This window comes from Endozoicomonas elysicola (assembly GCF_000710775.1).
Lineage (GTDB): Bacteria > Pseudomonadota > Gammaproteobacteria > Pseudomonadales > Endozoicomonadaceae > Endozoicomonas > Endozoicomonas elysicola.
The window spans coordinates 1,436,498-1,461,928 of record NZ_JOJP01000001.1; the positions used below are offsets into that span (position 1 = coordinate 1,436,498).

Annotated in this window: 25 protein-coding genes; 14 read left to right on the forward strand and 11 right to left on the reverse strand. The window is 46.6% G+C overall.

Features of this window, described 5'->3' with window-relative positions; all coding sequences use genetic code 11:
* Positions 1-2 precede the first annotated feature (2 nt).
* The 3 genes from GV64_RS06040 to GV64_RS06050 all read right to left on the reverse strand — a co-directional run bounded on the left by GV64_RS06040 (position 3) and on the right by GV64_RS06050 (position 3,131).
* The gene (locus GV64_RS06040; RefSeq protein ID WP_034844083.1) at positions 3-1,118 is read right to left on the reverse strand and encodes an efflux RND transporter periplasmic adaptor subunit; all 1,116 of its coding nucleotides are present in this window, start codon (positions 1,116-1,118) and stop codon (positions 3-5) included.
* Between the two features lie 252 nt (positions 1,119-1,370).
* Entirely contained in the window at positions 1,371-2,339 is a 969-nt protein-coding gene (gene aes, locus GV64_RS06045; protein WP_020581020.1) for an acetyl esterase, read from the reverse strand.
* 117 nt (positions 2,340-2,456) lie between these two features.
* Complete coding sequence (locus GV64_RS06050) at positions 2,457-3,131, reverse strand: hypothetical protein (protein WP_020581019.1); 675 nt, start codon at positions 3,129-3,131, stop codon at positions 2,457-2,459.
* A gap of 148 nt (positions 3,132-3,279) precedes the next feature.
* Between GV64_RS06050 and GV64_RS06055 the strand changes: the two genes are divergently transcribed.
* A complete protein-coding gene (locus tag GV64_RS06055) occupies positions 3,280-3,486 on the forward strand; it encodes a DUF2061 domain-containing protein (protein WP_020581018.1) in 207 nt (68 codons plus the stop codon).
* On the opposite strand, the gene GV64_RS06060 is transcribed toward GV64_RS06055, so the two are convergent.
* Positions 3,467-4,324: a 6-pyruvoyl trahydropterin synthase family protein gene (locus GV64_RS06060; RefSeq protein ID WP_020581017.1), complete on the reverse strand. Its 858-nt coding sequence runs from the start codon at positions 4,322-4,324 to the stop codon at positions 3,467-3,469. The genes GV64_RS06055 and GV64_RS06060 overlap by 20 nt on opposite strands.
* A 243-nt stretch (positions 4,325-4,567) precedes the next feature.
* On the opposite strand from GV64_RS06060, the gene bioA reads away from it, so the two are divergent.
* Together bioA and ribH are read left to right on the forward strand one after the other, a co-directional pair.
* Positions 4,568-5,860: an adenosylmethionine--8-amino-7-oxononanoate transaminase gene (gene bioA / locus GV64_RS06065; protein ID WP_020581016.1), complete on the forward strand. Its 1,293-nt coding sequence runs from the start codon at positions 4,568-4,570 to the stop codon at positions 5,858-5,860.
* A gap of 170 nt (positions 5,861-6,030) precedes the next feature.
* Complete coding sequence (gene ribH, locus GV64_RS06070) at positions 6,031-6,516, forward strand: 6,7-dimethyl-8-ribityllumazine synthase (protein WP_020581015.1); 486 nt, start codon at positions 6,031-6,033, stop codon at positions 6,514-6,516.
* 32 nt (positions 6,517-6,548) lie between these two features.
* Here ribH and GV64_RS06075 read toward each other — a convergent pair whose 3' ends face one another.
* Positions 6,549-7,784: a dicarboxylate/amino acid:cation symporter gene (locus GV64_RS06075; protein ID WP_020581014.1), complete on the reverse strand. Its 1,236-nt coding sequence runs from the start codon at positions 7,782-7,784 to the stop codon at positions 6,549-6,551.
* A gap of 391 nt (positions 7,785-8,175) precedes the next feature.
* Between GV64_RS06075 and GV64_RS06080 the strand changes: the two genes are divergently transcribed.
* The 5 genes from GV64_RS06080 to GV64_RS06100 all read left to right on the forward strand — a co-directional run bounded on the left by GV64_RS06080 (position 8,176) and on the right by GV64_RS06100 (position 11,675).
* Entirely contained in the window at positions 8,176-8,502 is a 327-nt protein-coding gene (locus tag GV64_RS06080) for a hypothetical protein (protein WP_020581013.1), read from the forward strand.
* A 71-nt stretch (positions 8,503-8,573) separates the two neighbouring features.
* On the forward strand, positions 8,574-9,233 hold the full coding sequence (locus GV64_RS06085; protein WP_020581012.1) for a histidine phosphatase family protein: 660 nt from the start codon (positions 8,574-8,576) through the stop codon (positions 9,231-9,233).
* Between the two features lie 120 nt (positions 9,234-9,353).
* Positions 9,354-9,995 carry an MBL fold metallo-hydrolase gene (locus GV64_RS06090; protein ID WP_020581011.1) on the forward strand — a complete coding sequence of 214 codons (642 nt, stop codon included), beginning with the start codon at positions 9,354-9,356 and terminating at the stop codon, positions 9,993-9,995.
* A 52-nt stretch (positions 9,996-10,047) separates the two neighbouring features.
* Positions 10,048-10,707 carry an OmpA family protein gene (locus GV64_RS06095; protein ID WP_020581010.1) on the forward strand — a complete coding sequence of 220 codons (660 nt, stop codon included), beginning with the start codon at positions 10,048-10,050 and terminating at the stop codon, positions 10,705-10,707.
* 167 nt (positions 10,708-10,874) lie between these two features.
* Entirely contained in the window at positions 10,875-11,675 is an 801-nt protein-coding gene (locus GV64_RS06100; protein ID WP_152553941.1) for a hypothetical protein, read from the forward strand.
* A 46-nt stretch (positions 11,676-11,721) separates the two neighbouring features.
* On the opposite strand, the gene GV64_RS06105 is transcribed toward GV64_RS06100, so the two are convergent.
* The 5 genes from GV64_RS06105 to GV64_RS06125 form a co-directional block, all read right to left on the reverse strand.
* Positions 11,722-12,867, reverse strand: coding sequence for an acyl-CoA dehydrogenase family protein (locus tag GV64_RS06105; RefSeq protein ID WP_020581008.1), 1,146 nt, complete (start codon positions 12,865-12,867; stop codon positions 11,722-11,724).
* A gap of 22 nt (positions 12,868-12,889) precedes the next feature.
* Positions 12,890-14,449: a long-chain-fatty-acid--CoA ligase gene (locus tag GV64_RS06110; RefSeq protein WP_020581007.1), complete on the reverse strand. Its 1,560-nt coding sequence runs from the start codon at positions 14,447-14,449 to the stop codon at positions 12,890-12,892.
* A 65-nt stretch (positions 14,450-14,514) separates the two neighbouring features.
* Positions 14,515-15,426 carry an HpcH/HpaI aldolase/citrate lyase family protein gene (locus GV64_RS06115; RefSeq protein ID WP_020581006.1) on the reverse strand — a complete coding sequence of 304 codons (912 nt, stop codon included), beginning with the start codon at positions 15,424-15,426 and terminating at the stop codon, positions 14,515-14,517.
* A 5-nt stretch (positions 15,427-15,431) separates the two neighbouring features.
* Positions 15,432-15,911: a MaoC family dehydratase gene (locus tag GV64_RS06120; RefSeq protein ID WP_020581005.1), complete on the reverse strand. Its 480-nt coding sequence runs from the start codon at positions 15,909-15,911 to the stop codon at positions 15,432-15,434.
* Between the two features lie 95 nt (positions 15,912-16,006).
* The gene (locus GV64_RS06125; RefSeq protein WP_020581004.1) at positions 16,007-18,046 is read right to left on the reverse strand and encodes an acetoacetate--CoA ligase; all 2,040 of its coding nucleotides are present in this window, start codon (positions 18,044-18,046) and stop codon (positions 16,007-16,009) included.
* 232 nt (positions 18,047-18,278) lie between these two features.
* Between GV64_RS06125 and GV64_RS06130 the strand changes: the two genes are divergently transcribed.
* The 6 genes from GV64_RS06130 (at position 18,279) to GV64_RS06155 (ending at position 24,604) form a co-directional block, all read left to right on the forward strand.
* Complete coding sequence (locus GV64_RS06130) at positions 18,279-19,799, forward strand: acetyl-CoA carboxylase biotin carboxylase subunit (RefSeq protein WP_020581003.1); 1,521 nt, start codon at positions 18,279-18,281, stop codon at positions 19,797-19,799.
* Positions 19,799-20,347: an acetyl-CoA carboxylase biotin carboxyl carrier protein subunit gene (locus tag GV64_RS06135; RefSeq protein WP_020581002.1), complete on the forward strand. Its 549-nt coding sequence runs from the start codon at positions 19,799-19,801 to the stop codon at positions 20,345-20,347. Before GV64_RS06130 ends, GV64_RS06135 begins: the two co-directional genes overlap by 1 nt.
* The gene (locus GV64_RS06140; protein WP_020581001.1) at positions 20,347-21,954 is read left to right on the forward strand and encodes an acyl-CoA carboxylase subunit beta; all 1,608 of its coding nucleotides are present in this window, start codon (positions 20,347-20,349) and stop codon (positions 21,952-21,954) included. The genes GV64_RS06135 and GV64_RS06140 overlap by 1 nt, the downstream gene beginning before the upstream one ends.
* A 119-nt stretch (positions 21,955-22,073) precedes the next feature.
* Positions 22,074-23,246 (forward strand): acyl-CoA dehydrogenase family protein, encoded by a 1,173-nt coding sequence (locus GV64_RS06145; protein ID WP_034844086.1) that lies wholly within the window; start codon positions 22,074-22,076, stop codon positions 23,244-23,246.
* 5 nt (positions 23,247-23,251) lie between these two features.
* Positions 23,252-24,112 (forward strand): SDR family oxidoreductase, encoded by an 861-nt coding sequence (locus GV64_RS06150; protein ID WP_020580999.1) that lies wholly within the window; start codon positions 23,252-23,254, stop codon positions 24,110-24,112.
* 240 nt (positions 24,113-24,352) lie between these two features.
* On the forward strand, positions 24,353-24,604 hold the full coding sequence (locus GV64_RS06155) for a hypothetical protein (protein WP_020580998.1): 252 nt from the start codon (positions 24,353-24,355) through the stop codon (positions 24,602-24,604).
* Positions 24,605-24,643: 39 nt separating this feature from the next.
* Here GV64_RS06155 and GV64_RS06160 read toward each other — a convergent pair whose 3' ends face one another.
* Positions 24,644-25,354: a TetR/AcrR family transcriptional regulator gene (locus tag GV64_RS06160; protein ID WP_020580997.1), complete on the reverse strand. Its 711-nt coding sequence runs from the start codon at positions 25,352-25,354 to the stop codon at positions 24,644-24,646.
* Between the last annotated feature and the right edge of the window lie 77 nt (positions 25,355-25,431).

Genomic DNA, 25,431 nt, shown 5'->3' on the forward strand with positions numbered 1-25,431 from the left:
TGTTACCGCTCCTGCTGTTCTTTTGGTTCTTTGTGAAGTGTCGCTGAGTTTTTGACTGCTAATGTGTTGCTGTCGATGACATTGACTTTTTCGCCATCTCTCAGCAGGCCGGCTCCAGTGGTAATGAGTGGCTCATCCTGAGCGATGCCATCGGTAATTGCCGCCATGCCGCCATCCAGATAGGCCAGTGAAACGCTGCGCAATTCAGCCGTCAACTGTTGTTGATTGAGAATAAGTACTTTGGCTGTTTGCTGAAGATCGTTGACCTCACTCTGAATGATTGCGCTGACTGGAACCAGTGCAACCTTTCTCCCTCTGGATGGCAGAATCTCGATTTGTCCGATAAAGCCAGAGCGCAGTAATGAGCTGAAAACCGGCAGGCTGATTTCAATCTCAAAGGTGCCGGTTCCGGATGCCAGCGGTGTCATCTGGGTTACTGTCCCTGAAAATGCCTGGTTTGGCAGGGCGTCAAAGCGAATAGTGGTTTTGTTCCCAAGCGCCATTCGAACAATATCTTGGTCAGTAACACTGCTACGGATAACCCAGCCTTTGCTTTCATCAGCAACCACCAGAATGGGCTGATAAGGGGATACCAATTCATTGGGCTCTACATGACGTTGCAGTACAAGACCAGAGGCCGAGGCATGAATGCTGGAGTAAGCCTGATTGAACCTGGCAATACGCAGCTTGCTTTCAGCAATGGTTAGCTCTGTTTCAGCAGATTGAAGCTTTTCCAGGGATAGAACATTGTTTTTATGGAGCTGCTGATAACGTTTCAGGTTTTTCCTGGCCAGGGATACCCGGGCTGTTGCTTCATCGACTTGAGCATCAATTTCATCCAGGGCAAGCTGCGCTAACAGCTGCCCTTTGGTCACCTGATCTCCAGCTTCGACCTGAATATTTTCAACGGGACCCGATGTTTTAAATGAGAGCGTTTGTTGAGATTTGTACGACAATATCCCACTGGCCTGAATAGGCTGGGCATATTCCTGGTAGCTAACGGGTTGTACTTGCACTGCCACCGGAGGCTTATCTTCAGCATTCGCAGAGAGAGTGTGCAGAATAATGACGAAAAAAGGGAGCAAAACCCTTTTCTCAAAAAGGTTTCCACAAAGCATCTGAGCAGTCCTTTGAGCCGTGATCTTTATTATTGAAAATGGGCTCTTTTTATAGCGGCACTAAAGTACCTTTAAGCCGTGATCGGGCATAGCTTACCTGAATATTTACATAACTTAACCTTTTTCTCGCATCTGGCAGCGTACTTTCTTTGTCGTTTATTTGGCAGGTTATTTATGCTGTGGCTCTATTGCGAATGCATTTTGCTTATATCGAGTGGGCTACAGTTGATAGCCCACTCGATCATTAAAGAGTTATCTCTCATTATTTAGGCAGTTGAGAAAAAAACGAGTGCCATCAGCCAAAGCTTGATTGGCTGCTTCCATTACTTTGGAATAATGAAGGAAGGCATGAAGCGTGCCTGGGTACATTTTATATTCACAAGAAATACTGTGATGATCGAGTATTTTATAGAGAGCTTCACTGTCATCCAGAAGAGGATCAAACTCACTGGATGCGATAAAGCAGGGAGGAATATTCTGGGACAGGTCGTTGTTGAACAGACAATTGTAGACAGCGTTTATGTCTTCATCACTTTTCAGATACATCTCTTGATAGTAATTCAGGTCAGCTTTGGTCAAACCGTCCCATTCACCACCATATAATCGCCGGGAGCAGGAGTCTTTAAGGCCATACAGGCCGTAATAAAGGAGCATGCCTTTGATATACCCGGTGTCCATTTTTGCATCACGTTGCCAGAGATAACTGGCTAATGACAGGTAGGCGCCGGCTGAATCGCCGGCATAACCCATATTTTGGGAATCGATACCATATTCCGGACCATGCCGCAGGAAAAACTGACTTACTGCCACACACTCTTCAATGGCCTGAGGGTATTTAGCTTCTGGTGACAGCGTATAATCAATTCCAATCACAACTGCTCCAGACTTTTTGGCCAGAATGCGCATGATTCGATCATGGGTGTTGATGCTTCCGACAATAAAGCCTCCTCCATGAATATATAAAAGTGCCGGTGATTGCAGGTTGGAGGTTGGATAATAAAGCCTTGCTTTTACTTTGTTACCTTTGAAGGCTACGTCCAGCTCCCTGATGTTGTGCATATCTGGTCCACCTTCATTCCAGAATGCCCGTCCCTTTTCATAATCACAGCGCATCTGGTGCAGAGGATCACTGAATGTTTCCTGCTCGGCTATTTGCGGTGAGCAGTTCAGGGCTTCCTTCATTTCTACAGATAACCGACTTAAAACATCAACTTTGTTCATATTGTGGTCTGTCACTACTTTTATACGTGATAATCATTGCAGCAGAACAGATTTAACAATGGGGAGGGAAGTGTGGATATCCGAAGACCACTCCTTTTCAGGAGTGGCTTGTGCTTATCAGTGAAGGCTTTTTTTGGCAATCTCAGCCTGCTTTAGTTCGTGTTGCAGGACACCAAAAATTTGCTGGAATTCACTGTCATAACGAATCAGGCTCTGGGTAAATTCAGGCATCAACTGGGCAATTGACTGACCTGTATTCTCTGGGAGCGTTTCCGGGATTAGTTTGATGGTTTCGGTTAAATGGTATTCCGTCTGCCGGGTAAACGTCATCAAACGTTCATACTCGATCCCTATACCACGAGGGTCTGGTTTTCTACCAGATCGTGAAAGCGCCATTTCATCAAATACCTGCTGAAGTCTCACGTCGTACTCTGCTAAAGCGGCATTGACTTGCCTCAGTTTGCTGACATGACTTGCATCCACTGTTGCACCTACGGGGGCAACAGGAGCTGATTGAACATTAGCACTGGCATCGATGGCTGCGACTTCCGGCTGCTTTCCAAGCGCCATATCCGGACGAAATGGGTTGGTAGCGGCCAGGTTGGCCAGAAGGTTTTCTACCTTATTGAAATCCATTTCAAGCATTTTGGGGAGCTCAGTCAGCTTATTCGTGAAGCTGACCTCAACTTTATCCTCGGCAGCAGCTTGAACTGAGGAGCCAATCTCTGGGTCATTAAGAGGGTCTGGTTGGGCAGGGCGATTATTGATCTGTTCCGTCAGTGATGACGACATAGCACATTCTCCTTTTCGGCCATACCTAAAGACTAGCTGATTATTGATAGTTTTTTTGTATTGAATTCTGATAATTAATCTATTTTATTGATTGATAATCATTCTCATATAATAAAGCCAACAACGATTATGAATACCGGAGGATAATATGGCTAAGACAGTTTCTTTTGCAGCGGTACACTTTTGTGTTGCTTTTTCAGTGGGTTACCTGATGACTGGTGATGTAATGATTGGCGGTGCACTGGCGATGGTAGAGCCTGCTGTGAATACTGTGGCGTATTATTTCCATGAAAAGGTTTGGAATCGTTCTAAAAGCATTAGACCAAAGAATGCTTCTACTTTAGTGAGTGCGTAGCAATGGCTCCCTTGTTTAGGCCTTCAAAAGCGACGACACGAATTGTTTTTCCAGTTTTTTGTGTTGAGAGGCTTTGGGCTATATGGCTGGCAAGTAATTCGACCGTGGAGTCCGTATCGATCAGATAGCAGTATGTGCTAGGCAGGCTGATTTCAAAGTATCCCTGATTTGCGGTGTAATTGAATCGATAATACTCCACACTTTTTTCTGTGAACGTTTCCCGTAGGTCTTCCCTTGTGGCGATATAAATGTCTCGCCATTGCTTTGCCCACAAGGCTTCCAGAACCTGATCACGCTGTTCATCAACAAATACCCGAATTTGAGAGCGATGGCCATGGGCTATTCGCTGGCAGTCACCATCATGTTTTTTCAACCCATGACTGTAATGGTAGTAAGCCCCGCCAATTTCTTCGGGGTATAACCGGAGATCGACTTTCGTGACATTGTCCGGAAGCTCCTTAATCACGGCTTCTTCCAGAAAAGGTCTGAGCAGTTCTGGAGTGATTGCTGCTGCATCGACCAGAAGCATGGCCTGTGCAGGTGCCGAACAGGTTATTTGTCCCTCAGCGGCTTCAAAGCGAACCGTTAGTTGTTTCTTTTCGTGTGTGATGGTGGTTTCTTCAGCCAGAAGAGGAACCAGCAGCCGATGATCCGATAAGGTGTCCAGTGACGCTTTTATCTGCTTTTTTACATGGCTGAAGTCAAACACCATGCCCTGTTCATCGAGCTCGCCCCAAAGAGTTACATCAACAAGCCAGGTTTCCCCCACTATTCCCCGCTCAGGGCAGAGGAAGCTGAAATCCAGAGTAGAAAGCTGGTTGACGAACAAAGCCTGCATATTACTTCCATCGTATCGAATCAGCAGTTTCTGTTACTTTCCTCTTCGCAAGGTAATAAACAGTACAACTGAAAGGTGAAGGTTATCTGATTTTGGGACGAACAATTCAATTTATCCACTTTGAAGGAGATTATCTGTGCATTACAAACATCAAAAATAAGTGTTTCTGCTTGCTCCCAGGTGACGCCAAGATTATCTTCTCCCCCGGAGAGATCAAACACATAACGTGTAAAGGAGTCAGGCTTGAGCCCGCTTATAACCCCGGAAGAGCTGATCTTTGATGCCAGACATATCTGGCACCCATACAGTACGACCATCAATCGGGTTGATATGTTCCCGGTGGTTGGGGCAGAGGGTGTTTATTTGCATCTTAACGATGGGCGACGCGTTATTGATGGCATGTCTTCCTGGTGGTGTATGGTCCATGGTTATAATCACCCGGAAATGAATGCGGCATTAAAGCGGCAGATTGATGATTTTTCCCACGTCATGTTTGGTGGCCTGACCCATAAACCTGCTATTGATCTGGCTAAAAAGCTGGTGGCCATGACGCCGGAGCCAATCCAGACCGTTTTCTTCTCTGACTCAGGCTCTGTGGCTGTTGAAGTAGCGATTAAAATGGCCATGCAGTATTGGATTTCCCGTGATCGCCCTGAAAAAAACAAGATGCTTACTGTCCGGGGCGGCTATTACGGTGATACAACCGGCGGGATGTCCGTTTGTGACCCTGATGGTGGGATGCATCACTGGTTTACCGGTATTCTGCCCCAGCACTATTTCGTACCTCGCCCCGAGTGTCGTTTTGGCGAAGCCTTTGAAGAACAGCACATCGCCGATATTCAGCAGCTACTGGATCGGCAGGGCAACCAGTTGGCAGGTATCATTATTGAACCAGTCGTTCAGGGTGCCGGGGGAATGTATTTCTACTCTCCGGAATATCTGGTGCGCCTGCGACAGTTATGTGATGAGTATGAGGTCCTGCTGATACATGATGAAATCGCGACGGGCTTTGGCCGTACAGGCAAGCTTTTCGCCAGCGAACACGCAGGTATTGTTCCCGATATTATGTGTGTCGGAAAAGCTCTGACCGGTGGCTATATGACAATGGCTGCCACCCTGTGCTCCGAACAGATCAGCCGAACCATTTCTGAGCATGGCCCTTTTATGCACGGTCCTACCTTTATGGCCAATCCACTGGCCTGTGCTGCAGGCAATGCCAGTCTGGAAATTTTGTCCAGAGGTGACTGGCAAACCCAGCTGACCATGATTGAAAAAACACTGTGGGATGGCTTGATGCCCTGTTCCGAAATGCCTTCTGTTGCCAATGTCAGAGTGTTGGGAGGTATTGGCGTTGTGGAACTGAAAGAGCCCGTTGTAATGTCGGAAATTCAACCTCTGTTTGTTGAAGAAGGTGTTTGGGTGCGGCCTTTTGGCAAGTTGGTTTATGTGATGCCGCCCTATGTGATTTCCAGTGAGGAACTGAAAGTTCTTTGTAACAGCATCTGCCGGGTGCTTCATCGGGTTAACAGAACCTGAACAGCCATGAGTGGAGTGGAAAGTTCCGTTCACTCCGAACTATGAAAATGGCTGAAGAGCCTGAGATATCGGAATTTTATCGTAAAAAGTGATTCTGGTTTGCTGGAAGTCCGGTAGCCAACTACTTTTCATCTTCAAAACTATTATTGTTAATTAAAGGAGTATATCTAATGGGTGCAGGCCTTCCCAAAACCCCTGAGCAGTTTCATAAGATTCCCCATGCACGTCTGGCTATTATTGGCAGCAGCTGGCACAGTGACTGTGTTGATGCGATGATCAACCGGGCTCAAAAGGAACTTCTGGCGCTGGATGTTAAGCCGCAAAACATCTCTATCCATAAGGTTCCCGGTTCTCTGGAGCTCCCCTTTGCTGCAAGACTTTTATTTGAGGCAGACCCGGAGCTTGATGCAATTCTGGCGTTTGGTGTCGTGCTGAAGGGCATTACCAGTCATGATGAAATGGTTCTGCACGGTGTGTTCGAAGGCTTCATGGACGTCACCGAGCGTTTTGGCAAGCCTGTGATTAATGAAGTCATTGGTGTTGACAGTGTTGAAGATGCTCAAAAACGCTCAGGGGATAATCATATGAATAAAGGGGTAGAGGCCGTTTATGCGACCTCTGAATTATTGCACTGGGTAAATCAGCTTAAAGGCTAGTTTCTGGCTAAACTTTGCCAAGTGGGTCACTCTTAATGATGATCCACTTGGGTGATCTTCTCATTGTGACGATCAGATCCCTCCCCGTCTAATATCATATCTGGTAGCAAGTCAGCGTTAACCATTGCTGTGACGCAGGAGTCTGACCAGACATTAATGGCGCTCTCAAGCATATCAATCAATGCATAAAACGGCAGGATAATAACCAGCAGTTGAAGTGGGATGCCCATTGCTGCGAGGAATGCACTGGATAGCATGTAGCAGCCCATGGGGACACCGGCATTACCGATGGCTGCGATGCTGGCAATCAGTATCCATGAGAACAATTCCAGAGGGGAAAATGTCACCCCGTTACTTTGAGAAACAAACAGTACTGTAATTAATATGAATGCAGCACAGGCATTCATATTAACAGTAATGCAAAGGGGGAGGCTGAAGCGGGCTACTTTGCTCTGAACCCCCAGGGTTTTCTCAGCGCTTTCCACTGCATAAGGCAGAGCCGCTGCAGAGGATTTGGCAAAGAATGCCACAGTCAGGGCAGGCCACATGGCTTTCATGGTTTGCCAGGGCGATAGCCCTTTAAACTTCAGGAACATGGGAAGAATAAGACCTGCCTGAATAATATTGGCCAGCAGTACGCATAACAGATAAAGCGCAAGATCCTGAAGGATTTTCTGGTTCTGCAGATCATGGATAAACAAATTAACGAATGCCCAGACGGCCAGAGGCATCAGCTTGAGAATTAATCCGGTCATTTTCATGATTGCGGCGAACATGCTGTCGAAGAATGAGTGCAGTACAGACTTGTGTTTGTTTTCCAGGGTTATGATGGCTGCGCTGAGGAGCAGGGCAAGAAATAAAACACCCATGACATTATGGGTATAAAACGGTTCTACAAAACTGGAAGGAATAACTCCGACCAGATATGACCAGTAGCTGGCAGAAGTCTCTGAAAGCTCAGGGGGGGCTGTCAGCGTGTTAACGCTCCCGGCGGGTGCGATAAGCAGATATAACGCCAAAGCAACTGTTGCGGCCAGTAGCGTGGTGATGACTGTGTATTTCAGGACCTGCCCTCCAAGACGCTTTACATCTGAGGCCTCCCCCATACCAGAGAGTGTCGAAACCAGGGCAAAGAAAATGATTGGGAGGCTGATAAGTTTCAGCATCCGAATAAATAGTTCTGAAACCACCTGACTGGCCTGATTCAGTTCATTCAGGTCAAGCCATCCGGTTAAAACACCCAGTAATCCGGCTATGAGCAGAATCATAGTGCTATTTATAACGGGTTGTTTTCCCTTGTCTTTTCTACTTGCGCACATAGGCTTATAAGATCTATCTATTGGAGTGAAGTATGAGAATAGACATGGTTTTTACTGGCTATTATTTTGTTTTGATATTTGCTTAGGCACTATTGGTTGGCATAGGTTCATTATTGCCTAGGCTTATTTCGATAAAACCAAAGTGAAGGCTCTAATTTACTCTTCTGGTTATATCGATTAATGCAATATGCCCTGCTTGGAATTTTTGAAGCTTTATTGTGCTTTTTTGGAACTTCTGACCAGTTTTTTTTTGACTACACTACCTACCTCAAAGGCCTGTGCGGCTGCACACTAATGATTCTATAAAGTGACGTCTGCTGAATTACCGAGGAGTAGTAACGTGTTGAGACGAACCCGCTTTTCACTGTCTATATCTGAGCCAAGGGCCAAGCCGACCAAAAAAGAGTGGACTTATCAATGGTCCCTGATTTCTGACGATTTTCCCACGGAAGATACGGATGATGCCGACGAGTATGTTCAGGAGTGGAACTTTCCTTATCCCGGTCAGAAAGAGCTTTTGGTGATCGACCCTAATAACTTGGTCAGTACCAGTATGCCTCTGGCACCGAGAGAGAAGTTTCCGAAAGGGAGGCTGACTTATCTGAGGCAGGGAGGTTTTTTTATGCAGGTTACTAAACCCATGGTTTTGGCTAGTGTGAAGAAATGAATTCTGTTATCAAAAAAGCACTTTATTATTTCGCATTATTAACAACGATAACAATCGGTGCAGGGGTGTGTATGGAAGTTTCAGTAATGGAAACCTCAAAAGAAAGAGGTAAGGGAGGTATTGTTTTTATTCGCCATGGCGAAGGTGAGCATAATGTGGAACATATTTATAACAGTAATCCGGAAAATCCAGGCTATAAAGCTGTAAAGCTCACTGATCATGGCCGGGAGCAGGTTCGGGAAACATCTGACCAGCTTCTGGATGGAGGAATTAATGGTGACAACGTTTGTAAAGTGATTGTTTCTCCTTTGCCCAGAACCATTGAAACTGCTGATATTGTTATGGGCAAGTTGCAAATCGCCCGTTTTCTCAGAGAGATTGACCCGAGAGTAATAGAACAGAATGCGGGTGAAAGGGATGGTCAAGACTACCTACAATATAAGGATCCTGACTTCTGGTTTCCAGAGCACCCCAAGCGTTATGGAGGTGAAACCCGCTTGGAGATAAGAGACAGAATGGAGTCTCTCATTCTATCTATTGTCAATGATAGAAACTGCGACCTTAGCAAGCAGTACGTCATTGTTGTCAGTCACGGTAGCCCTCTGCTTCTGGCTCAGCAGTTTATGGGTATGGGAGATGAGCGTTTGAAAACAGCAGGTTACCGAATTATTCCCTATTCACAGGTTCAAAAGGTTATGGGCAATGATGTTTTACATAGAGATGCATCTTAATCCCCACACATAGTGTGAAGCCTGATAAAGCCGTTTTTCCCTAGAATGAAAAGGGAAAGACCTAGCGTGAAAATAATATTAGAATCTTCGCCGGACATGTAAAACTACTGCGAAGGTCAAATGACAAACCAAACAGCCTTTATTCGGCAGACTTTCCCTGTTGGGCCCCTGCAGTGCAACTGCACAATTATTGGTGATCCTGTTACCCGCAAGGCATTTGTCGTGGATCCAGGCGGTGACCCAGAGCTTATTATGGCAAAGCTGAGGGAACTTGATTTACAGGTTGTAGCGCTTATCCATACCCATGCACACCTGGATCATTTCCTTGCCAGTGGCGATATCAAAAAGCAGACTGGAGCCCCCATTTATCTCCATGAGGGCGATAAGTTCCTCTGGGATAACCTTGAAATGCAGTGCCGTATGTTCGGTGTTCCCTATCGTCCGGTACCGGATCCTGATTACTGGTTGAAAGATGATGAAGAGTTGCCTTGCTGTGAAGGTGTGGCGATGCATACCCCGGGGCATACTCCTGGCTCCATGTGCTTCTGGTTTGAACAACCCAAGCTTCTGATTGCCGGAGATACCCTGTTCCGTCGATCCATTGGGCGAACAGACCTATGGGGGGGCGATTACAAAGCCATTGAACGTTCGATCAAACAAAGGCTCTATACTCTGGACGAAGAAGCCGTTGTGGTTACCGGTCATGGGCCTGATACAACAATTGGTGAAGAAATCCGGGAAAATAGTATTATTCGCGGCTAAGCAGCCTTGAGCTGATAGAAAGTTCTAAGCTGATTTGCTAAGGAAGATCATTATGCAATTGAAAAAGTTATTTGCCGTCGCAACCCTGTTGGTGGGGGCCTTGTTGGCTGGTTGTCAGACTACCAACCCTTACACTGGTGAACAGCAAGCCAGTAAATCCACTAAATATGGTTTAGGTGGTGTTCTGGCCGGTGCGGCCATTGGTGCTATTGCTGATGGTGGTGATGGTGCTCTTAAAGGTGCCATTATTGGTGGTGCTGCCGGAGCTGGTTATGGCCATTACCTGGATCGGCAGGAAACCGTATTGAGAGCCGAGCTTGAGGGCACAGGTGTTCAGGTCTATCGTCAGGGCGATGAGCTGAAATTGATTATGCCTTCCAATATCACTTTCGATTCCAGCAAGTCAGATATCAAGTCTGCTTTTTATCCAGTACTTGGCTCTGTTGCGAAAGTGTTTAAAGAGTACGACCGTAACCTGATTCAAGTGGTTGGTTATACCGACAGTACCGGTGGGGACAAAATCAATGTTCCACTGTCTCTCGCACGGGCTGATAGCGTTGCCAACTATATTGCCTTTCAGGGTGTTATGGGGGAGCGCATCAGTGCCTATGGGCGTGGTTCAATGGATCCTATTGCCAGTAATAAAACAACCGATGGCCGTGCAAAGAACCGTCGTGTAGAGATTAACCTGCTTCCTGCTCCACAGCGTTAAGTATGTTGAGGCGGAACAGCTTCCGCCTCTTCCTCATCCTCTCAGGTTTGACTTTTGGCTAAGAAAGGCTAATTAACCAATAAGTCAGTTTCTCTAACAATGGCTGTACTTGTGAGAAATTCCCGATACTCTGAATAATATGTTGATTCAGGGTTTTGGGGATGCAGATGGCAAATGGACAGGCTAATATCTCGGGTATTGATCATTCTGACTTGATTGGTCGGCCCTCTGCTGTATTAGTTTCAAAACCTGTGATTGTTCGAGCACGCCCTTCAGGTGTTATGGGAGGGAACTCCGTAACCCAAACATTAAGAAAAAATACTCAGGGGCTTAGTGGCTCCATTAGCAATAGTCGTTTTTCCGATCGAAGTGTACATTTGCTCAATTCTTTCCGCCAAATATGGAGCAGAAAAGAATTAAGTGATATTGATTTGATTAGTGCTTTTAAACTCAAGCTTATTAACCAGTCTCTACTGGATAAATATAAAAATAAGGTAAGAGGGCAGGATCTGGTTGACCTTCAAGATTTAAAGAAAAAATTGAACAAGAAGTCCTATGATGAACAGCTGACGAAAAAACAAAGAAAATTGTTCAAACGAGGAAGAAGGCTTTTCAGAGTTAATGAATTATCCAACCGTAGACTCATGCAAGCTATCAGATATCATCTGATTAACAATGCATTCTTTTCTAAAAAAATGAATTTTCAGGAGCCACACAGGGCCTGTCTTATTAAGGAAATTGCGAAAAAGATAAAAGAATGTGAGAAAAATGAGGTGAGAAGATATCTGTTTCTGAGTCGAAGTATGGTTCCTGATACTCAGCTTATTGACAGAGCTATCTATATCATCAAAAGCTGTTTTGTAAAAAGTAAAGTTGCCCAGCGTTTTATAAATAAGCAACTGAAAAAGTCATCTCAGGGTAAAAGTAAACACTTATTAAAAAGAAACCTGTTGTCAGAAAAAAACTGAATCCCCATCCTGCAAATTGTTTAGGCAATCTGCAGGGAGGAAAAGGCTAAAGATCCATTGCCTTGGCGATCACGGTTTTCATAATCTCATTGGTTCCGGCATAAATTCGGCTGATACGGACATCCCGATACATCTTGGATATCAGGTATTCATCCATAAAGCCATAACCGCCATGGAGCTGCAAACACTCATCAACAACACGACACAGCATTTCCGAAGTCCAGTACTTGCCACCACAGGCATCAGCAGCACTCAATGAGTTTTCGTTGACCTGTTCAATCATACGATCAAGATAGGCAAAGCCAAGATCAATCTCGGTTTTCATTTCTGCCATTTTAAAACGGCTGTTTTGGAATTTACTGATGGACTGGCCAAAGGCCTTGCGCTCTTTAATGTACTCTTTGGTCAGATCTAATGCTGTTCGGGCACTGGCTACCGCATCAATGCAGAGGTTCAGACGTTCTACCGGTAACTTTTCCATCATATATTCAAAACCTTTGCCTGGGTCGCCCAGCACATTGGCTTTAGGTATTTTGACATTATCGAAGAACAGTTCTGCCGTATCCTGGGATTTCATCCCCATTTTTTTCAATGGCTCTCCCCTGGAGAAACCGTCCATTCCACGCTCTACCAGGAAGAGGCCCATTGCATGAGGGTTATCCGGGTTGGTTTTTGCCGCGACGACAATAATATCTGAAAGAATGCCATTGGAAATAAAGATTTTGGAGCCATTTAACAGCCAGTGGTCGTCTTTTTCTAGAGCATGGGTTCTCATGCCTGCGAGATCACTGCCTGCACCGGGCTCCGTCATACCAACAGCAAGTATGGCATCACCGGTGATGCAGCGGCTGAGTAGGCGTTGCTTCTGCTCATCATTGCCATAACTGAGCAGGTAAGGAGCAACCACCATATTATGCAGGCCGAGCATAAAACCTCTCTCGTTGACACGGGCAAGCTCTTCACACATCACGACATCAAACCGGTGGTCAGTAATGCCAAGACCTCCGTATTTCTCTTTCGCCATTGGCACCAGAAAACCGTTCTCACCAGCCTTCAGCCAGAGTTCTCTGTCAATAATGCCGTCGCTCTCCCACTGTTCCTGATAGGGAACAATCTCTTTTTCCACAAAGCTACGGAAAGCAGTGCGGAACTGTTCATGATCCTCGTTGAAAATCTTTCTTGGCATGTACATATTGATGACTTCCAGCCTTGTTTTAATTAATGCTGCGTGCTTTCGTATCCCAGTATGGCTCTCTCAGCTCATTTTTGAGTATTTTTCCTGCGCCAGACAGGGGCAGTGGGCCATTATGGATTGAGATGCTTCTAGGGCATTTGTAATCAGCAATCAGAGCGCGGCAGTGCTCCATAATTACTGCTTCATCAGCGGTTGCTCCGGATGTGGGTACAATAATGGCATGCACCTGTTCCCCCCATTTTTCATTGGGAATACCGATAACTGCACATTGGGCGACTGACGGATGCTTATGGATCGCATTTTCCACTTCGATGGAGTAAACATTCTCGCCACCAGAAACAATCATGTCTTTAACCCGATCAACAATATAAACAAACCCTTCTTTGTCTAGACGTCCACTATCGCCTGTATGTAGCCAGCCATTGTTCAGTGCTTTTTCGGTTATCTCAGGCAGGCCAAGATATCCAAGCATTACATTAGGGCCTTTAAGGCAGATTTCGCCAATTTCACCCGGAGCCACTGGCTCATGGCTTTCATTAAGTATTGCTACCTCAACGCCGGGTATTGCACGTCCAGCCGAGTTCAGTCGACCACTGAGGGGGCCTGTGGTTGTATGGTATTCCGGTGCCAGGCCGGTAATAAAAGGTGAAGTTTCTGTTTGTCCATAGCCCTGATAAAAGCGAGTGTGGGGCAATACTTCCATCGCCCTGACGATAACGGCTTCCGGGATAGGCGAGGCACCATAGACAATGTCCGTCAACGAAGAGAGGTCATAACTCGCCACCTCAGGATGGTTGACGATCATATTGATCATGGTGGGAACAACCAGCATACGCTGTATTTTGTGTTCCTGAACCGCTTTCATAAAAGCAATCGGTTCAAAGGAGGGTAAAAAATAGTTACTGCCTGCCACCATGGCACAGGCATTGATCATGACTCCATCAGCGATATGGAACATAGGCGCAACATGGAGAATGCGCTCATTGTCACTGACCTTAATAAAATTCCCGGCCTGTAGTGTATTGCTGACCAGGTTTTGATGACTGAGCATCACGCCCTTGGAACGTCCGGTTGTGCCGCCTGTGTAATAGATGGCCGCCAGATCATCATTGCCTCTGCCAGCATCAGTAACCGGTGAGGAGGAAAGAAGGGAGTCAAAGTTGATGAAGCCATGAGGAGGCTCATCATCATCCATATAAATCACATGTTTGAGTGCAGGCAACTGAGGCTTTAATGCCGGGATCCTGTCTGCAAATGCCTTATCAACCAGTAATGTACTTGCCTGGCAGTCTTCCAGCCAGAACTGAATTTCCGGATCAGCCAGACGACAGTTGATGGGAACATTAACAGCGCCAGCCCATGGGATGGCAAACATGCTTTGATAGTACCGGTCAGAGTTGAGAGCAAGGATCGCAACTCTGTCATCCGTTTTGATTCCCAGTTGTTTAAGTCCGCCTGCCAGATTTGCTACCTGAGATAACAATTGCTGCCAGGTACTGACACGACCATTCATGGAGGTGGCAACACCGTTGGGATTGATCTGTGCAGAGCGACGGATGAGTTGAGTCAGCGAAAACATATAAGGTCCCTCTTTTTTATTGTTTTAATGAGAATTTGTTTTCATCACGCAGATGCAGAGAAGTATCAGGAAAGACTTTTCCCTGTGCTCTCTACGTCCCTGTGGTTCATCAGTGTTTCCTGATTCAGAATCCTCTGCGCTTGTCTCAGGTGGGGTATGTCCAGCATTTTTCCGGCTAGGCTCACTGTGCCGGCACCACCGGATTCTGAAAATGTCTGAACCACCTGCCTGGCGTAGCAGATCTCTTCCTGTGTGGGGGTGAAGCATTCATTAATGATTGCTACCTGCGATGGGTGTATGGCGATCTTTCCGGAAAAACCTTCCTTGCGTGCGTGCAGGCACTGTTGCCGCAGCAGGTCAGGGTTTTTGAAATCCTGACAGATTCCATCCACAGCCTGCATTCTGCCTGCTGCGGCAACGACCAGACAGTTTGCCCGGTTCATCTGATGCACAAGAAAATAGTTACCCTGTCCATCCTGGTTGGTGATGGCTCCCAGGTCAGCTGACATATCTTCAGCGCCCCAGGTCAGGGCTTTCAGGCGTGGGCTTGCTTCAGGAAAGCGGTGCTGGTTCAAAGTACCTGACGCTGATTCGGCAACACTCATGAGACGAGTAGAGCCGGGCTTAATATCATTCTGGACTTCCAGTGCGGTTAGATAGTTGCTTACCGTTGTAAAGTCTGAAGGGCTGGCTGGTTTCGGCAGAAAAATGCCATAGGGTTTACCAGCCATCACTGCAACCAGGTCTTTAACCAAATGCTCTGTTGACAAGGCGTTAACCCGAACCCAGAGAGTTGCTGTTGATGCCTCGCAGTGGGTTTTCAGATAGTCAGTTACGATTGACCTGGCCTTGGGTTTATTTTCTTCGGTTACAGAGTCTTCCAGGCAGAGAATCAAAGCATCAGCCCTTGTACTCTGTGACTTCGCCAGTTTTTTCTCGCTGTCTCCCGGGATAAATAGATAAGATCGTGCCAGCATCTGTTTTATTTCCCCGAACTGTCTTTGTTGTAAGAACCACCCTGTTTGTGCAGAAGTGCAATACGAATGATGGAGCAGACCAGCTCTTCCCGCTGGTTATAGACGCCATGCTCAAAAGTCACGATACCGGCGTTGGGGCGGGACTTGCTTTCGCGCTTTTCCTTAATCAGGGTTTCTACTCTCAGGGTGTCATTGATAAATACCGGTTTTGGGAATTTCATCTCGCCAAAGCCCAGGTTAGCAACCAAAGTACCCAGCGTTGTGTCTTCCACAGAAACTCCACAGGCAAAAGACACGGTATACATACTGTTGAACACCCTCTGGCCAAACTCGGTATTTTTGGCGTATTCCTCATCCAGGTGGAGTGGCTGAGGATTATGGGTGATTGCGCAGAATAGCACATTGTCGGCTTCGGTCACTGTTCGGGTCAGATTGTGTCGGATAGCTTGCCCGACCTCGCACTGATCAAAATAAATTCCAGGCATTTTAAATCTCTTTATTTACTATGAAATGCTGCTATTTCAGGCTCTTTCGCCATTTTTATGTTTTGAGATGAACAGCGTTTTTTGCTCATGGCTGTTTATACCGCTTCATATTCCTGATGGATTGAACTGGCCAGTTGAATGAAAAAATCCATGGCAGAAGGATTGGCGCATGCACCAAGATTCACCGCCTTTTCTAACGGCATTCCTGACAGGAGTTTTTTTACCGGTATCTCCTGCTTTTTGCCGGAAAGTGTGTAGGGCACAGCATCAATGACATAAACTTTGTCGGGTATGTGCCGTGGAGAGCAGCTTTCAGAGAGGTTGTTCTTGATGGTAGAAATCAGTCTATCGTCCAGTTGCTGTTGCTCGTCGAGAACAATAAAGATGGGCATGAATGATTGAGCGCTTTCAAGCTCAAGGTTAATGATCAGGCTGTCTTTAATGCCCTCGATACTTTCAACATTTCGATAAATTTCCGAAGTGCCAATCCGAATGCCATGGCGGTTAAGTGTTGAATCGCTGCGACCGGAAATATAGCTGCCACTGTGTTGATTGAAAATAATCTGATCTCCCTGGCGCCATACATTGGGCCATGGGGCAAAATAGCTATCCAGGTAACGCACATTATCGGTGTCATTCCAGAAATAAAGAGGCATGGATGGCATGGGTTGTTTAATAACCAGCTCGCCATACTCATTAATGATCTGTTTTCCGTTCTCATTCCAGGCACAGGCGTCGACGCCCAGGCAGGGGGCCTGAATTTCACCGGCATAAACCGGCTCAGTCGGAACGCCGCCAACAAAAGCGGTGGCAACATCCGTGCCGCCACTCATGGATACAATATGAAGATCCTTATGAAGGTGTTGATAGAACCAGGCAAAGTTTTCTGGTGAAACCGGCGAGCCACCCATGGCGATGGTGTCAACTTTGCCCAGGCCATACTGGCCTTTGGGGGAATACCCCAGTTTGATCAGGTTGTTGATATACGTTGGACTGATGCCGAAATAGGTTATACCAAACCGCTCGGTCATATCCCAGAGCCGGTCTGCTGAGGGCCAGGTTGGGCAGCCGTCGTACACCACTAGAGCGCTGCCGCTGGCAAAGCCACCAATCAGCATGTTGAACATGGCCCAGCCGGTGGTGGTAAAGAAAAACTTTACCGACTCCGGTGTCAGGTTGTCGTGCAGCCAGGCAAACTTAATCAGTTCCAGCAGAACCCCGCCCTGGCTGTGTACGATACCTTTTGGCATGCCTGTGGTACCGGAGGTGTACATAATCCACAGAGGGTGTTCAAAGGGGACCTGTTCAAATTCAAAGCTCTGATAGCTGGCCTTATTATTAAGGGCGGATTGCCAGCTGGTGATCTGAATGTGAGATTGGGATTTCGGTGGCTTTGGATTGTTATGATCCTGCCAGGGCAGATGAATCACCTGTTTCAGATCCGGTAACGCAGCAATAATCTGATCGACTTCTGAAGAGCGGTCAAAGGCTTTACCGTTGTATTGATAACCGGTCATGGTGATCAACAGTTTCGGGTTGATCTGGCTGAAACGCTCCAGGACACTTTTTGCGCCAAAGTCTGGCGAACAGCTGGACCAGATGGCGCCAACACTGATACAGGCAAACAAGGCAACGATGGATTCGATTGAGATGGGCATATAAGCCACAACCCTGTCACCGGGTTGGATTCCCATATTTCTTAATGACGTCGCCAGCTTGCAGACCTGATCTCTCAGTTCAATCCAGTTTATCTCTCTTGGTTCAAAGCATTCGGATTCGGCAAAAATAGCGGTTCGGGTAAGTGGCCCCAGCTCTCCCCTGGATAACAGGTATTCAGCCATGTTTAGTCTGGTGCCCTGAAACCATCGACTGCCAGGCATAGAGGAGTTAGACAGGGGAGACTGATATTGGCTTTTGTCAGTTCGAGAGTCGAGTGAAGAGACGTTATAGCACCTACCGATGGCTTGCCAGAATCGGCCAACATCGTTGACTGACCATTGCCAGAGCTGTTGATAGCTTTCTATCTCCAGTCCGTAGTTATGATTGAGCCATTGAATAAACTCGGTAAGCCCTGCATTTGCCACTCTGTCTTTGGATGGGGTCCAAAGCAGATCACCAGCAGCTGTCTGCTCCATGCTATTCACCAACGATTATTTCCATATTTTTATTATTTTGAGTTCAGCTCAATTATAAGCGTATAAGATGAGTTCTCGTCAATAGCTGTCGATAATTATAAAAATATGACGTTTTTATCTTTTAGAAAAGCCAAGTTTGAAACGGTGAAAATAGTGGTTGTTTTTTTATTGAGTCTTACTCATTATTGTTTTCCAAGATGACTCTGTCGACAGAAATAATAAGAAAGTAGCCATGACAGCCAGAAATTCTGATAAGCCAGATACCGAACCACTATTCAAAAAAGTGCTTATAGCCAACCGTGGAGAGATTGCTCTGCGTGTTCTCAAAGCACTTCAGTCACTAAGTATCCCTTCTGTAGCGATTTATCATCACATTGATCGTAAGTCTCCCGTCGTTCAGATGGCTGATGAAGCGGTAGAAATTTTCGGTGGTAGTCCCAGTGGTGCCCATCTTGATATTGAACAGATCATTACTATCTGTGAACAAAGAGGAGTGGATGCGGTTCATCCCTGTTATGGCTTTCTTTCGGAAAATGCCGGGTTTGCCCGCGCTCTGGAAGAGCGAGGTATTCAGTTTATAGGTCCGTCACCGGAAGTGATTGAGCTGATGGGGGATAAAATCACTTCACGGGACTTTGTGGCCAGACAGGGGGTTCCAGTCCCTCCCTCGATTACTCTGGCTGCCGGTGATCCAGGTTTTATGCAGGCTGTTACTGATCTTGGTTTCCCTCTGGTAGTTAAGGCATCGGCCGGTGGTGGCGGGAAAGGGATGAGCATCGTTAATACCCGTGAAGAGCTGGAGAGTACGCTTCGTGTGGCCCGTTCCGAAGCTGAAAAATACTTTGGCGATGATCGTGTATATGTCGAGCGTTACTTTCCCAGTGCCCGCCATATTGAAGTTCAGGTGCTGGGTGATAGTCAGCAGGTGATTCATCTGGGAGAGCGGGAGTGCTCTATTCAACGGCGTTTTCAAAAAATTATTGAAGAGTCACCTTCACCGGTGTTTGCGGGCGCAGCAGGGAATAAACAGCGGGAGTCAATTTGTCAGGCTGCGGTTGCCATTGCCAGAGCTGCCCATTACACCAGTGCCGGTACGGTTGAATTTCTTTATACGCCTGAGGGGGAGTATTTCTTTCTGGAAATGAATACCCGAATTCAGGTAGAGCACCCGGTTACAGAGATGGTTTATGGCGTTGATCTCGTGGCAGAACAGATTCGTGTTGCTGCTGGTCACTCTATATCCGTTAACCAGAATAATTTAACACCTTCAGGGCATGCTATTGAGTGTCGCCTCTGTGCGGAAGATGCCTTTAATCGTTTTATGCCAGCTACAGGCAAGGTTCTTCATTTAAAAGCACCGTCTGGCGAGGGTGTCCGTTTTGACAGTGGCTTATATCAGGGGCAGGACATAACAACCGCCTTTGACCCAATGCTGGCCAAGCTGGTTATTCACGCCAGCAGCAGGGAAGAGGCTATTACGCGAATGATTAAGGCACTTCGTGAATTGGTGCTGCTGGGCATAGACACCAATAACGAATACCTGATCCGGATTCTTGAGCATCCGGCATTTAGTTCAGGGGAGTTTGATACGGCCTTTGTTGAACGCTATGTCGGTGATCTTGTTGCCAGTATTCCTGATCGGGATCAGCTGGATGCTCTGCTAACAGCAGCGCTGTTGTCTGATCGAAAGGTTCAGATATTGGAAAAGGCAACACCTCAGCCTTACGGTGCAATTGGTTACTGGAGAAACTAATGCAGCCAAAATATCGATTTTCTGAAACGCAATTTACTGTGTCACCGCTTAAGCATTCAGCAACCAGACTCATCGAAATTGCCAGCGATCAGGGAGGAAGTCATCAGGTCAATGCCGGTATTCGCTGGCTCGATCATTGTCACGGTGAGCTGACAGTCAATGGAGTTGTACGGCACATCTACGCGGTTCAGGATGATCAGACCCTTCATGTACATATGGATGGCAAGGTCTGGCAGGTTGATATTGTTGATGAGTTTTCTGACGCGGGAGGCGCCTCAGATCAGGCTGAGTCCGGATTGGTAAAAGCGCCAATGCCCGGTGTTGTGCTGGACATCAGTGTAAAGGAAGGTGATCAGGTTGAGGAAGGTCAGTTACTGATGCTGATTGAAAGCATGAAGCTGCAAATGGAGGTTAAAGCAAGCCTTTCGGGAACCGTTCTCTTGCTCGGGGTTGATGGTGTTGGCGCCAGTTTTGATAAAGGCGCACAACTCGTCAACATCCGTCCACACGATGAATCGCTAGAGTCTGGGAGAAAAGGGGGCGAATAATGAGAAGAATTGAATCCAGATTGAACACCCACTCCGAAGAATTTCAGAAGTACCGGGCCCATAACAGAAAGTTGGTGTCCGGTTTTCAGCAGAAACAGGAAGAAGCCCGATTTAAACGTCCACAGCGTGATATTGATCGATTACAGAAGCAAAACAAGATGATGCCGAGGGAAAGGCTTGAGTTACTGCTGGACCCTGGCACTCCTTTTCTGGAGTTTTCTTCTCTTGCTGGCAGTATGGCTTATGATGGCAGTGCACCATCTGCCAGCTGTATCACCGGTATTGGTATTGTGGGTGGTCGTGAAGTGGTGATTAATGCCAGCGACAGCTCGGTTAAAGGCGGAGCATGGTATCCTCTGTCGGTGAAAAAAATTATCCGTGCCCTGGATATTGCCATTGAAAACCATTTGCCGGTGATCCATATGTGCGACAGTGCGGGGGGCTTTCTGCCTCTGCAGTCAGAACTGTTTGGTGATAAGTACATGGCCGGTCGAATTTTCAGGAACCAGACGCAGCTTTCCAAAATGGGGTGTAAGCAGTTGTCACTGGTCTTCGGTAATTGTACGGCAGGTGGCGCTTATATTCCTGCGCTTTCGGATTACTCAGTCATTGTTGAAGGGACCGGTGCTGTTTTTCTGGGGGGGCCACCACTGGTCAAAGCGGCAACGGGTGAAGAGGTGAGTGTGGATGAGTTGGGTGGCGCTCGTATGCATACCTCGGTATCAGGAACCTGTGATTACTTTGCCAAAAATGAGCGGGAAGCGATTGCTATTGGCCGGGAAATTGTTGCGCAGTGGGAGCAAAAGCCTAAAACTCAGATTCAAAGAGAGACTCCGGAAGACCCCTGGTATGACCCGGAAGAGCTCTATGGAATTATTCCCGATGATATCCGCAAGCCATTTGATGTCAGGGAAGTGATTGCCCGGCTGGTGGATGGCAGTCGTTTTTCAGAATATCAGCCGGACTATGGTGAAACTATGATTTGTGGGTTTGCCAATATCTGGGGCTATAAGGTTGGTATTCTGGGGAATAACGGCGTGTTGTTTAACGACAGTTCTCTGAAAGCTGCTCATTTTATGGAACTCTGTAATCAGAATAAAACCCCGCTAGTTTTTCTCCAGAACATTACTGGCTTTATGGTGGGTAAAGAGTATGAGCAGCGCGGAATTACCAAGGATGGTGCCAAGATGATTATGGTGCAGGCCTGCTCAGAAGTACCCAAATTTACCATCATGACCAATGGTTCTTTTGGCGCAGGCAATTATGGTATGTGTGGCAGGGCTTTTGATGCTAGAACACTGTTTAGCTGGCCTAATAGTCAGATTTCAGTCATGGGCTCTGATCAGGCTGCTAACACTCTGGTGACTATTAAGCTTGCACAACTAAAGCGTCAGGGTATTGAGCCTGATGAAAAAGAACTGGCAGAGATTCGAAATGAAGTGCTGGGGAATTTTGAAAACCAGACCAGTGCTTATTATACGTCTTCTGAAATCTGGGATGATGGAATCATTGATCCGGTAGATACTCGGAATGCTCTGGGTATTTCCATCAGTGCATCTTTAAATGCACCGATAGGTGATGCTCGATACGGTGTTTTGCGCCTCTGATTGTTTGAAAGACATATTTGAACCACAGAGGCACAAAGTACACAGAGAAAGAATAAGCTTTTTTGTGCTCTTGGTTATTTCTGTGGTTAACCAATAAAAATAAGAAAAGGATATCAATCATGACTGCCAGCCAGTTTAACCTTACTACAGAGCAACAAAGCCTGCTGGACCATGCTGACCGGTTTGGTCGTGAACAGCTTTTTCCCTATGCAGCCAGAATGGATAACGAAGAATGGTGGCCTCAGGATGTCTTCAAGCAGTTCGGTGAATTGGGCTTTCTGGGGGTGACCATTCCCGAGGAATATGGCGGTGCTGGCATGTCGATGCTGGAAGCGGGACTGATCCTTCAGGGGTTCTCCCGCTGGAACCATGCCCTAGCGTTGAGCTGGGTAGCTCACGATAACCTGTGTGCTAACAATATATACAACAATGGCAGTGAATATCTGAGGGAACAATACCTGCCAAAACTCTGTTCCGGAGAGTGGATTGGTTGCCTGGGGCTGACTGAACCAGGAGCGGGTTCGGATGCGCTGGGTTCTATGAGAACCAAAGCGATTCGTGATGGCGATGAGTATGTTCTTAATGGTTCCAAAATCTACATTACCAATGGTCCGGTAGCCGATGTTTGTCTGGTGTATGCCAAAACCGAACCCGGTAAAGGCTCAAAAGGTATTACTGCTTTTGTGGTTGAAACCAGTTGGCCTGGCTTTAAAGTGGCTCAGAAGCTGGACAAAATGGGCTTTCGAGGCAGTCAGACGGCCGAGCTTGTATTTGAAGACCTTCGGGTTCCTGTCAAAAATATTGTGGGTAAAGAGCACCAGGGGCATCAGGTGGTTATGAGTGGGCTGGATTTTGAGCGTTCCATGATTGCCCCGATTAATACCGGGATTGCTGAGCGTGCGTTGGACCTTTCCATTGATTATGCCGGTACACGTCAGCAGTTTGGTAAGCCCATTGCCAGCTTTCAGATGGTTCAGGCGCGCATTGCTGACATGTATGTCTGGGTAGAAACCATGAAAACCTTCTGCTGGAAAGTGCTGGCAGAAGTGTCTGAAGTGGATGAAACTCAGGCAGGGCGCGGAGAGATTCATGCCCGTACCGCCGCTTCAGTAATGTACTGTGCGGATATGTCTAACAAGGTGCTGGACAATGCAGTACAGGTTCATGGTGGCACCGGGTATATCTGGGAATCGGAAATCAATCGTCTGTTCCGCTCAACCAAGTTGCTTGAGATTGGTGCCGGTACTACAGAAGTCCGTAAAATGATTATTGCTGGTGAGCTGCTGAAGTAAACAGGATGATAATAGATAAAGAAACCTGCGGGTTATCGGATAAACAGCTGGCAGAACTTGATACCGTATTTGCTTCAGACAGCTTTTCAGGCAAACGGGTATTAATCAGTGGCGGTGGCAGTGGTATAGGCAAGGCTGCTGCCTGGTTACTGGCTCGTTTGGGGGCTAAAGTTCTGATTTGCGGTCGTAGCTATGAAAAGCTAATGGCCGCCATTAAGCCGATGCAGGAAATGGGACTTGATGTCGGTTGCAAAACATTAGATATACGAGACCCCGAAAAGGTCCAGACTTTCTTTGATGAAATCATGGATGAACTGGGGGGGCTGGATGTTTTGATTAACAATGCGGGTGGTCAGTTCCCCCAGCCAGCCATTGATTTCTCCCCCAATGGCTGGCGGGCTGTTATTGATAATAATCTGAACGGTACCTGGTTTATGATGCAGGCGGCTGCCCAGCGCTGGCGAGATGCAAAAGAGCCAGGAAATATTATCAATATTGTTACTGTGATTGATCGGGGAATGCCTGATATTGCCCATACCTGTGCGGCTCGTGCCGGTGTTATTTACGCTTCGAAAACGGTAGCGGTAGAGTGGGCTCAATATGGTATTCGTATTAACTGTATTGCTCCGGGTATTATTGCCAGTGAAGGAATGAAAGTTTATCCACAGGAGGCTGTAAACGAATTTCCCCGCTCAAATCCAATGCAACGTTTTGGTTCTGCCTGGGATATTGCGCAGGCTTGTGCCTATCTTGGTGGTGACGCTTCACAATTTATGACGGGGGAGGTGATGACTTTAGATGGCGGAGGTCGTTTATGGGGGGAATTGTGGCCTTATAAAAAGCCAGATTATTTTAAACCTTCCTAGGTGAAAAACTGTCTGGTCATTTATTCATTTGCAATGTTGATCTAACCGCTGAAAAAGGAAGATGTTACGCTTATGACTTGCTTGCCAAGAGCCAATCTGGGTCTATTTTTACTCTAATAGAAGAGTACTTAAATGAAACCAACGCTGCGTTTATCCTTCTTCTTTCCGGATCAATGAGTGCTGCTTTCATCTGCAAAGGTTCAGCTATAGGCTGTTTGGATTGGAAAAGCGAGAAAAGCAATGCAGGAATACATCAAGAAAGAAGAGTTTGAGGCTTTTCAATCTCATGTGCTTAGCCAGTTTCGAGATATTGTTGAACTATTCTGTAAACAGCAGGCTCATATGGAGCGGCACCTTGAATGTACAGAAAGAACTCAGAAGCATCTCGATACTTTTGTTGCCCGTATGGATCATCTTTGCCAGTTTATTCAGAGTGTTTCAGATTCTGTTGAAGGTAAGCCTGGCGAGCACACCAATTCATCGTGTCATTAATTTTATCCATTGTGTTTAATACTTTATTAATAGTATCTGTTACAAGAGCGTATTTAGTTTCTGAATTAATTCACTCACTTCGTTTTTGACAGCGTTGTCTTTCAGTCTCGGATTGGTATTTGAAATACCGTCAAAAATAAGCTGGGTAATCTGCTGTGATATTTGGCGAATATCGAGCTGAGGTGTCTCACTATCTTGTGAGTCCAAGTATATACCCCACAGGTAGTGTTCAAGTGTACCAAACAGAGTATTACGAACCAGAGTGATGCTCACATCTTGCTTGAGCTCGCCCAAGGCAATTCCTTCTTTTGTTATATTGGTAACGACTTCGGTGTAGCGTCTGTTCAGTGCCCTCACCTGTTGAGATAGCTCGTGATCAACTCCTCTGGACTCATTCAGTATCACTCCGCAAAGTGCACGGTTTTGCGTCATAATGTTGAGATGATTCCAGATGACGAAGTAAAAGCGCTCTCGGGTGCCATTAACGCCCTGAATGCCTTCTTCAATCTGCTGTGTTATTTGATGGTAAAATTGTTCCATCACTTTCAGGACTAAAACCCGTTTGGAGGGGAAATAGCTGAATACCGTACCCTCAACGATGCCTACCCTGCTGGCAATCTCAGCCACTGTCGCTTTTTCATAGCCCCTGGCCTCAAAGACTTCCCGGGCAGCGTGAAGAATATCCCGTACCCTGGCCTCTCTGGACTGACGGACTACTTTTTTTCTGACTGTTTTTACTGGTGTTGGCATGGTGCTCGAATGTGCTCAACTTGTTATAAAAGAATAATAAAATGATGTCTTAAAATAACAGAAAATTTGTCATTTTT

What these genes read in the sequence shown, in the direction of transcription:
- GV64_RS06040 (WP_034844083.1), bottom strand. Translation starts at nt 1,118, where the DNA reads ATGCTTTGTGGAAACCTTTTTGAGAAAAGGGTTTTGCTCCCTTTTTTC.
- aes (WP_020581020.1), bottom strand. Translation starts at nt 2,339, where the DNA reads ATGAACAAAGTTGATGTTTTAAGTCGGTTATCTGTAGAAATGAAGGAA.
- GV64_RS06050 (WP_020581019.1), bottom strand. Translation starts at nt 3,131, where the DNA reads ATGTCGTCATCACTGACGGAACAGATCAATAATCGCCCTGCCCAACCA.
- GV64_RS06055 (WP_020581018.1), top strand. Translation starts at nt 3,280, where the DNA reads ATGGCTAAGACAGTTTCTTTTGCAGCGGTACACTTTTGTGTTGCTTTT.
- GV64_RS06060 (WP_020581017.1), bottom strand. Translation starts at nt 4,324, where the DNA reads ATGCAGGCTTTGTTCGTCAACCAGCTTTCTACTCTGGATTTCAGCTTC.
- ribH (WP_020581015.1), top strand. Translation starts at nt 6,031, where the DNA reads ATGGGTGCAGGCCTTCCCAAAACCCCTGAGCAGTTTCATAAGATTCCC.
- GV64_RS06075 (WP_020581014.1), bottom strand. Translation starts at nt 7,784, where the DNA reads ATGATTCTGCTCATAGCCGGATTACTGGGTGTTTTAACCGGATGGCTT.
- GV64_RS06085 (WP_020581012.1), top strand. Translation starts at nt 8,574, where the DNA reads ATGGAAGTTTCAGTAATGGAAACCTCAAAAGAAAGAGGTAAGGGAGGT.
- GV64_RS06090 (WP_020581011.1), top strand. Translation starts at nt 9,354, where the DNA reads ATGACAAACCAAACAGCCTTTATTCGGCAGACTTTCCCTGTTGGGCCC.
- GV64_RS06095 (WP_020581010.1), top strand. Translation starts at nt 10,048, where the DNA reads ATGCAATTGAAAAAGTTATTTGCCGTCGCAACCCTGTTGGTGGGGGCC.
- GV64_RS06100 (WP_152553941.1), top strand. Translation starts at nt 10,875, where the DNA reads ATGGCAAATGGACAGGCTAATATCTCGGGTATTGATCATTCTGACTTG.
- GV64_RS06105 (WP_020581008.1), bottom strand. Translation starts at nt 12,867, where the DNA reads ATGTACATGCCAAGAAAGATTTTCAACGAGGATCATGAACAGTTCCGC.
- GV64_RS06110 (WP_020581007.1), bottom strand. Translation starts at nt 14,449, where the DNA reads ATGTTTTCGCTGACTCAACTCATCCGTCGCTCTGCACAGATCAATCCC.
- GV64_RS06115 (WP_020581006.1), bottom strand. Translation starts at nt 15,426, where the DNA reads ATGCTGGCACGATCTTATCTATTTATCCCGGGAGACAGCGAGAAAAAA.
- GV64_RS06120 (WP_020581005.1), bottom strand. Translation starts at nt 15,911, where the DNA reads ATGCCTGGAATTTATTTTGATCAGTGCGAGGTCGGGCAAGCTATCCGA.
- GV64_RS06125 (WP_020581004.1), bottom strand. Translation starts at nt 18,046, where the DNA reads ATGGAGCAGACAGCTGCTGGTGATCTGCTTTGGACCCCATCCAAAGAC.
- GV64_RS06130 (WP_020581003.1), top strand. Translation starts at nt 18,279, where the DNA reads ATGACAGCCAGAAATTCTGATAAGCCAGATACCGAACCACTATTCAAA.
- GV64_RS06135 (WP_020581002.1), top strand. Translation starts at nt 19,799, where the DNA reads ATGCAGCCAAAATATCGATTTTCTGAAACGCAATTTACTGTGTCACCG.
- GV64_RS06140 (WP_020581001.1), top strand. Translation starts at nt 20,347, where the DNA reads ATGAGAAGAATTGAATCCAGATTGAACACCCACTCCGAAGAATTTCAG.
- GV64_RS06145 (WP_034844086.1), top strand. Translation starts at nt 22,074, where the DNA reads ATGACTGCCAGCCAGTTTAACCTTACTACAGAGCAACAAAGCCTGCTG.
- GV64_RS06150 (WP_020580999.1), top strand. Translation starts at nt 23,252, where the DNA reads ATGATAATAGATAAAGAAACCTGCGGGTTATCGGATAAACAGCTGGCA.
- GV64_RS06155 (WP_020580998.1), top strand. Translation starts at nt 24,353, where the DNA reads ATGCAGGAATACATCAAGAAAGAAGAGTTTGAGGCTTTTCAATCTCAT.
- GV64_RS06160 (WP_020580997.1), bottom strand. Translation starts at nt 25,354, where the DNA reads ATGCCAACACCAGTAAAAACAGTCAGAAAAAAAGTAGTCCGTCAGTCC.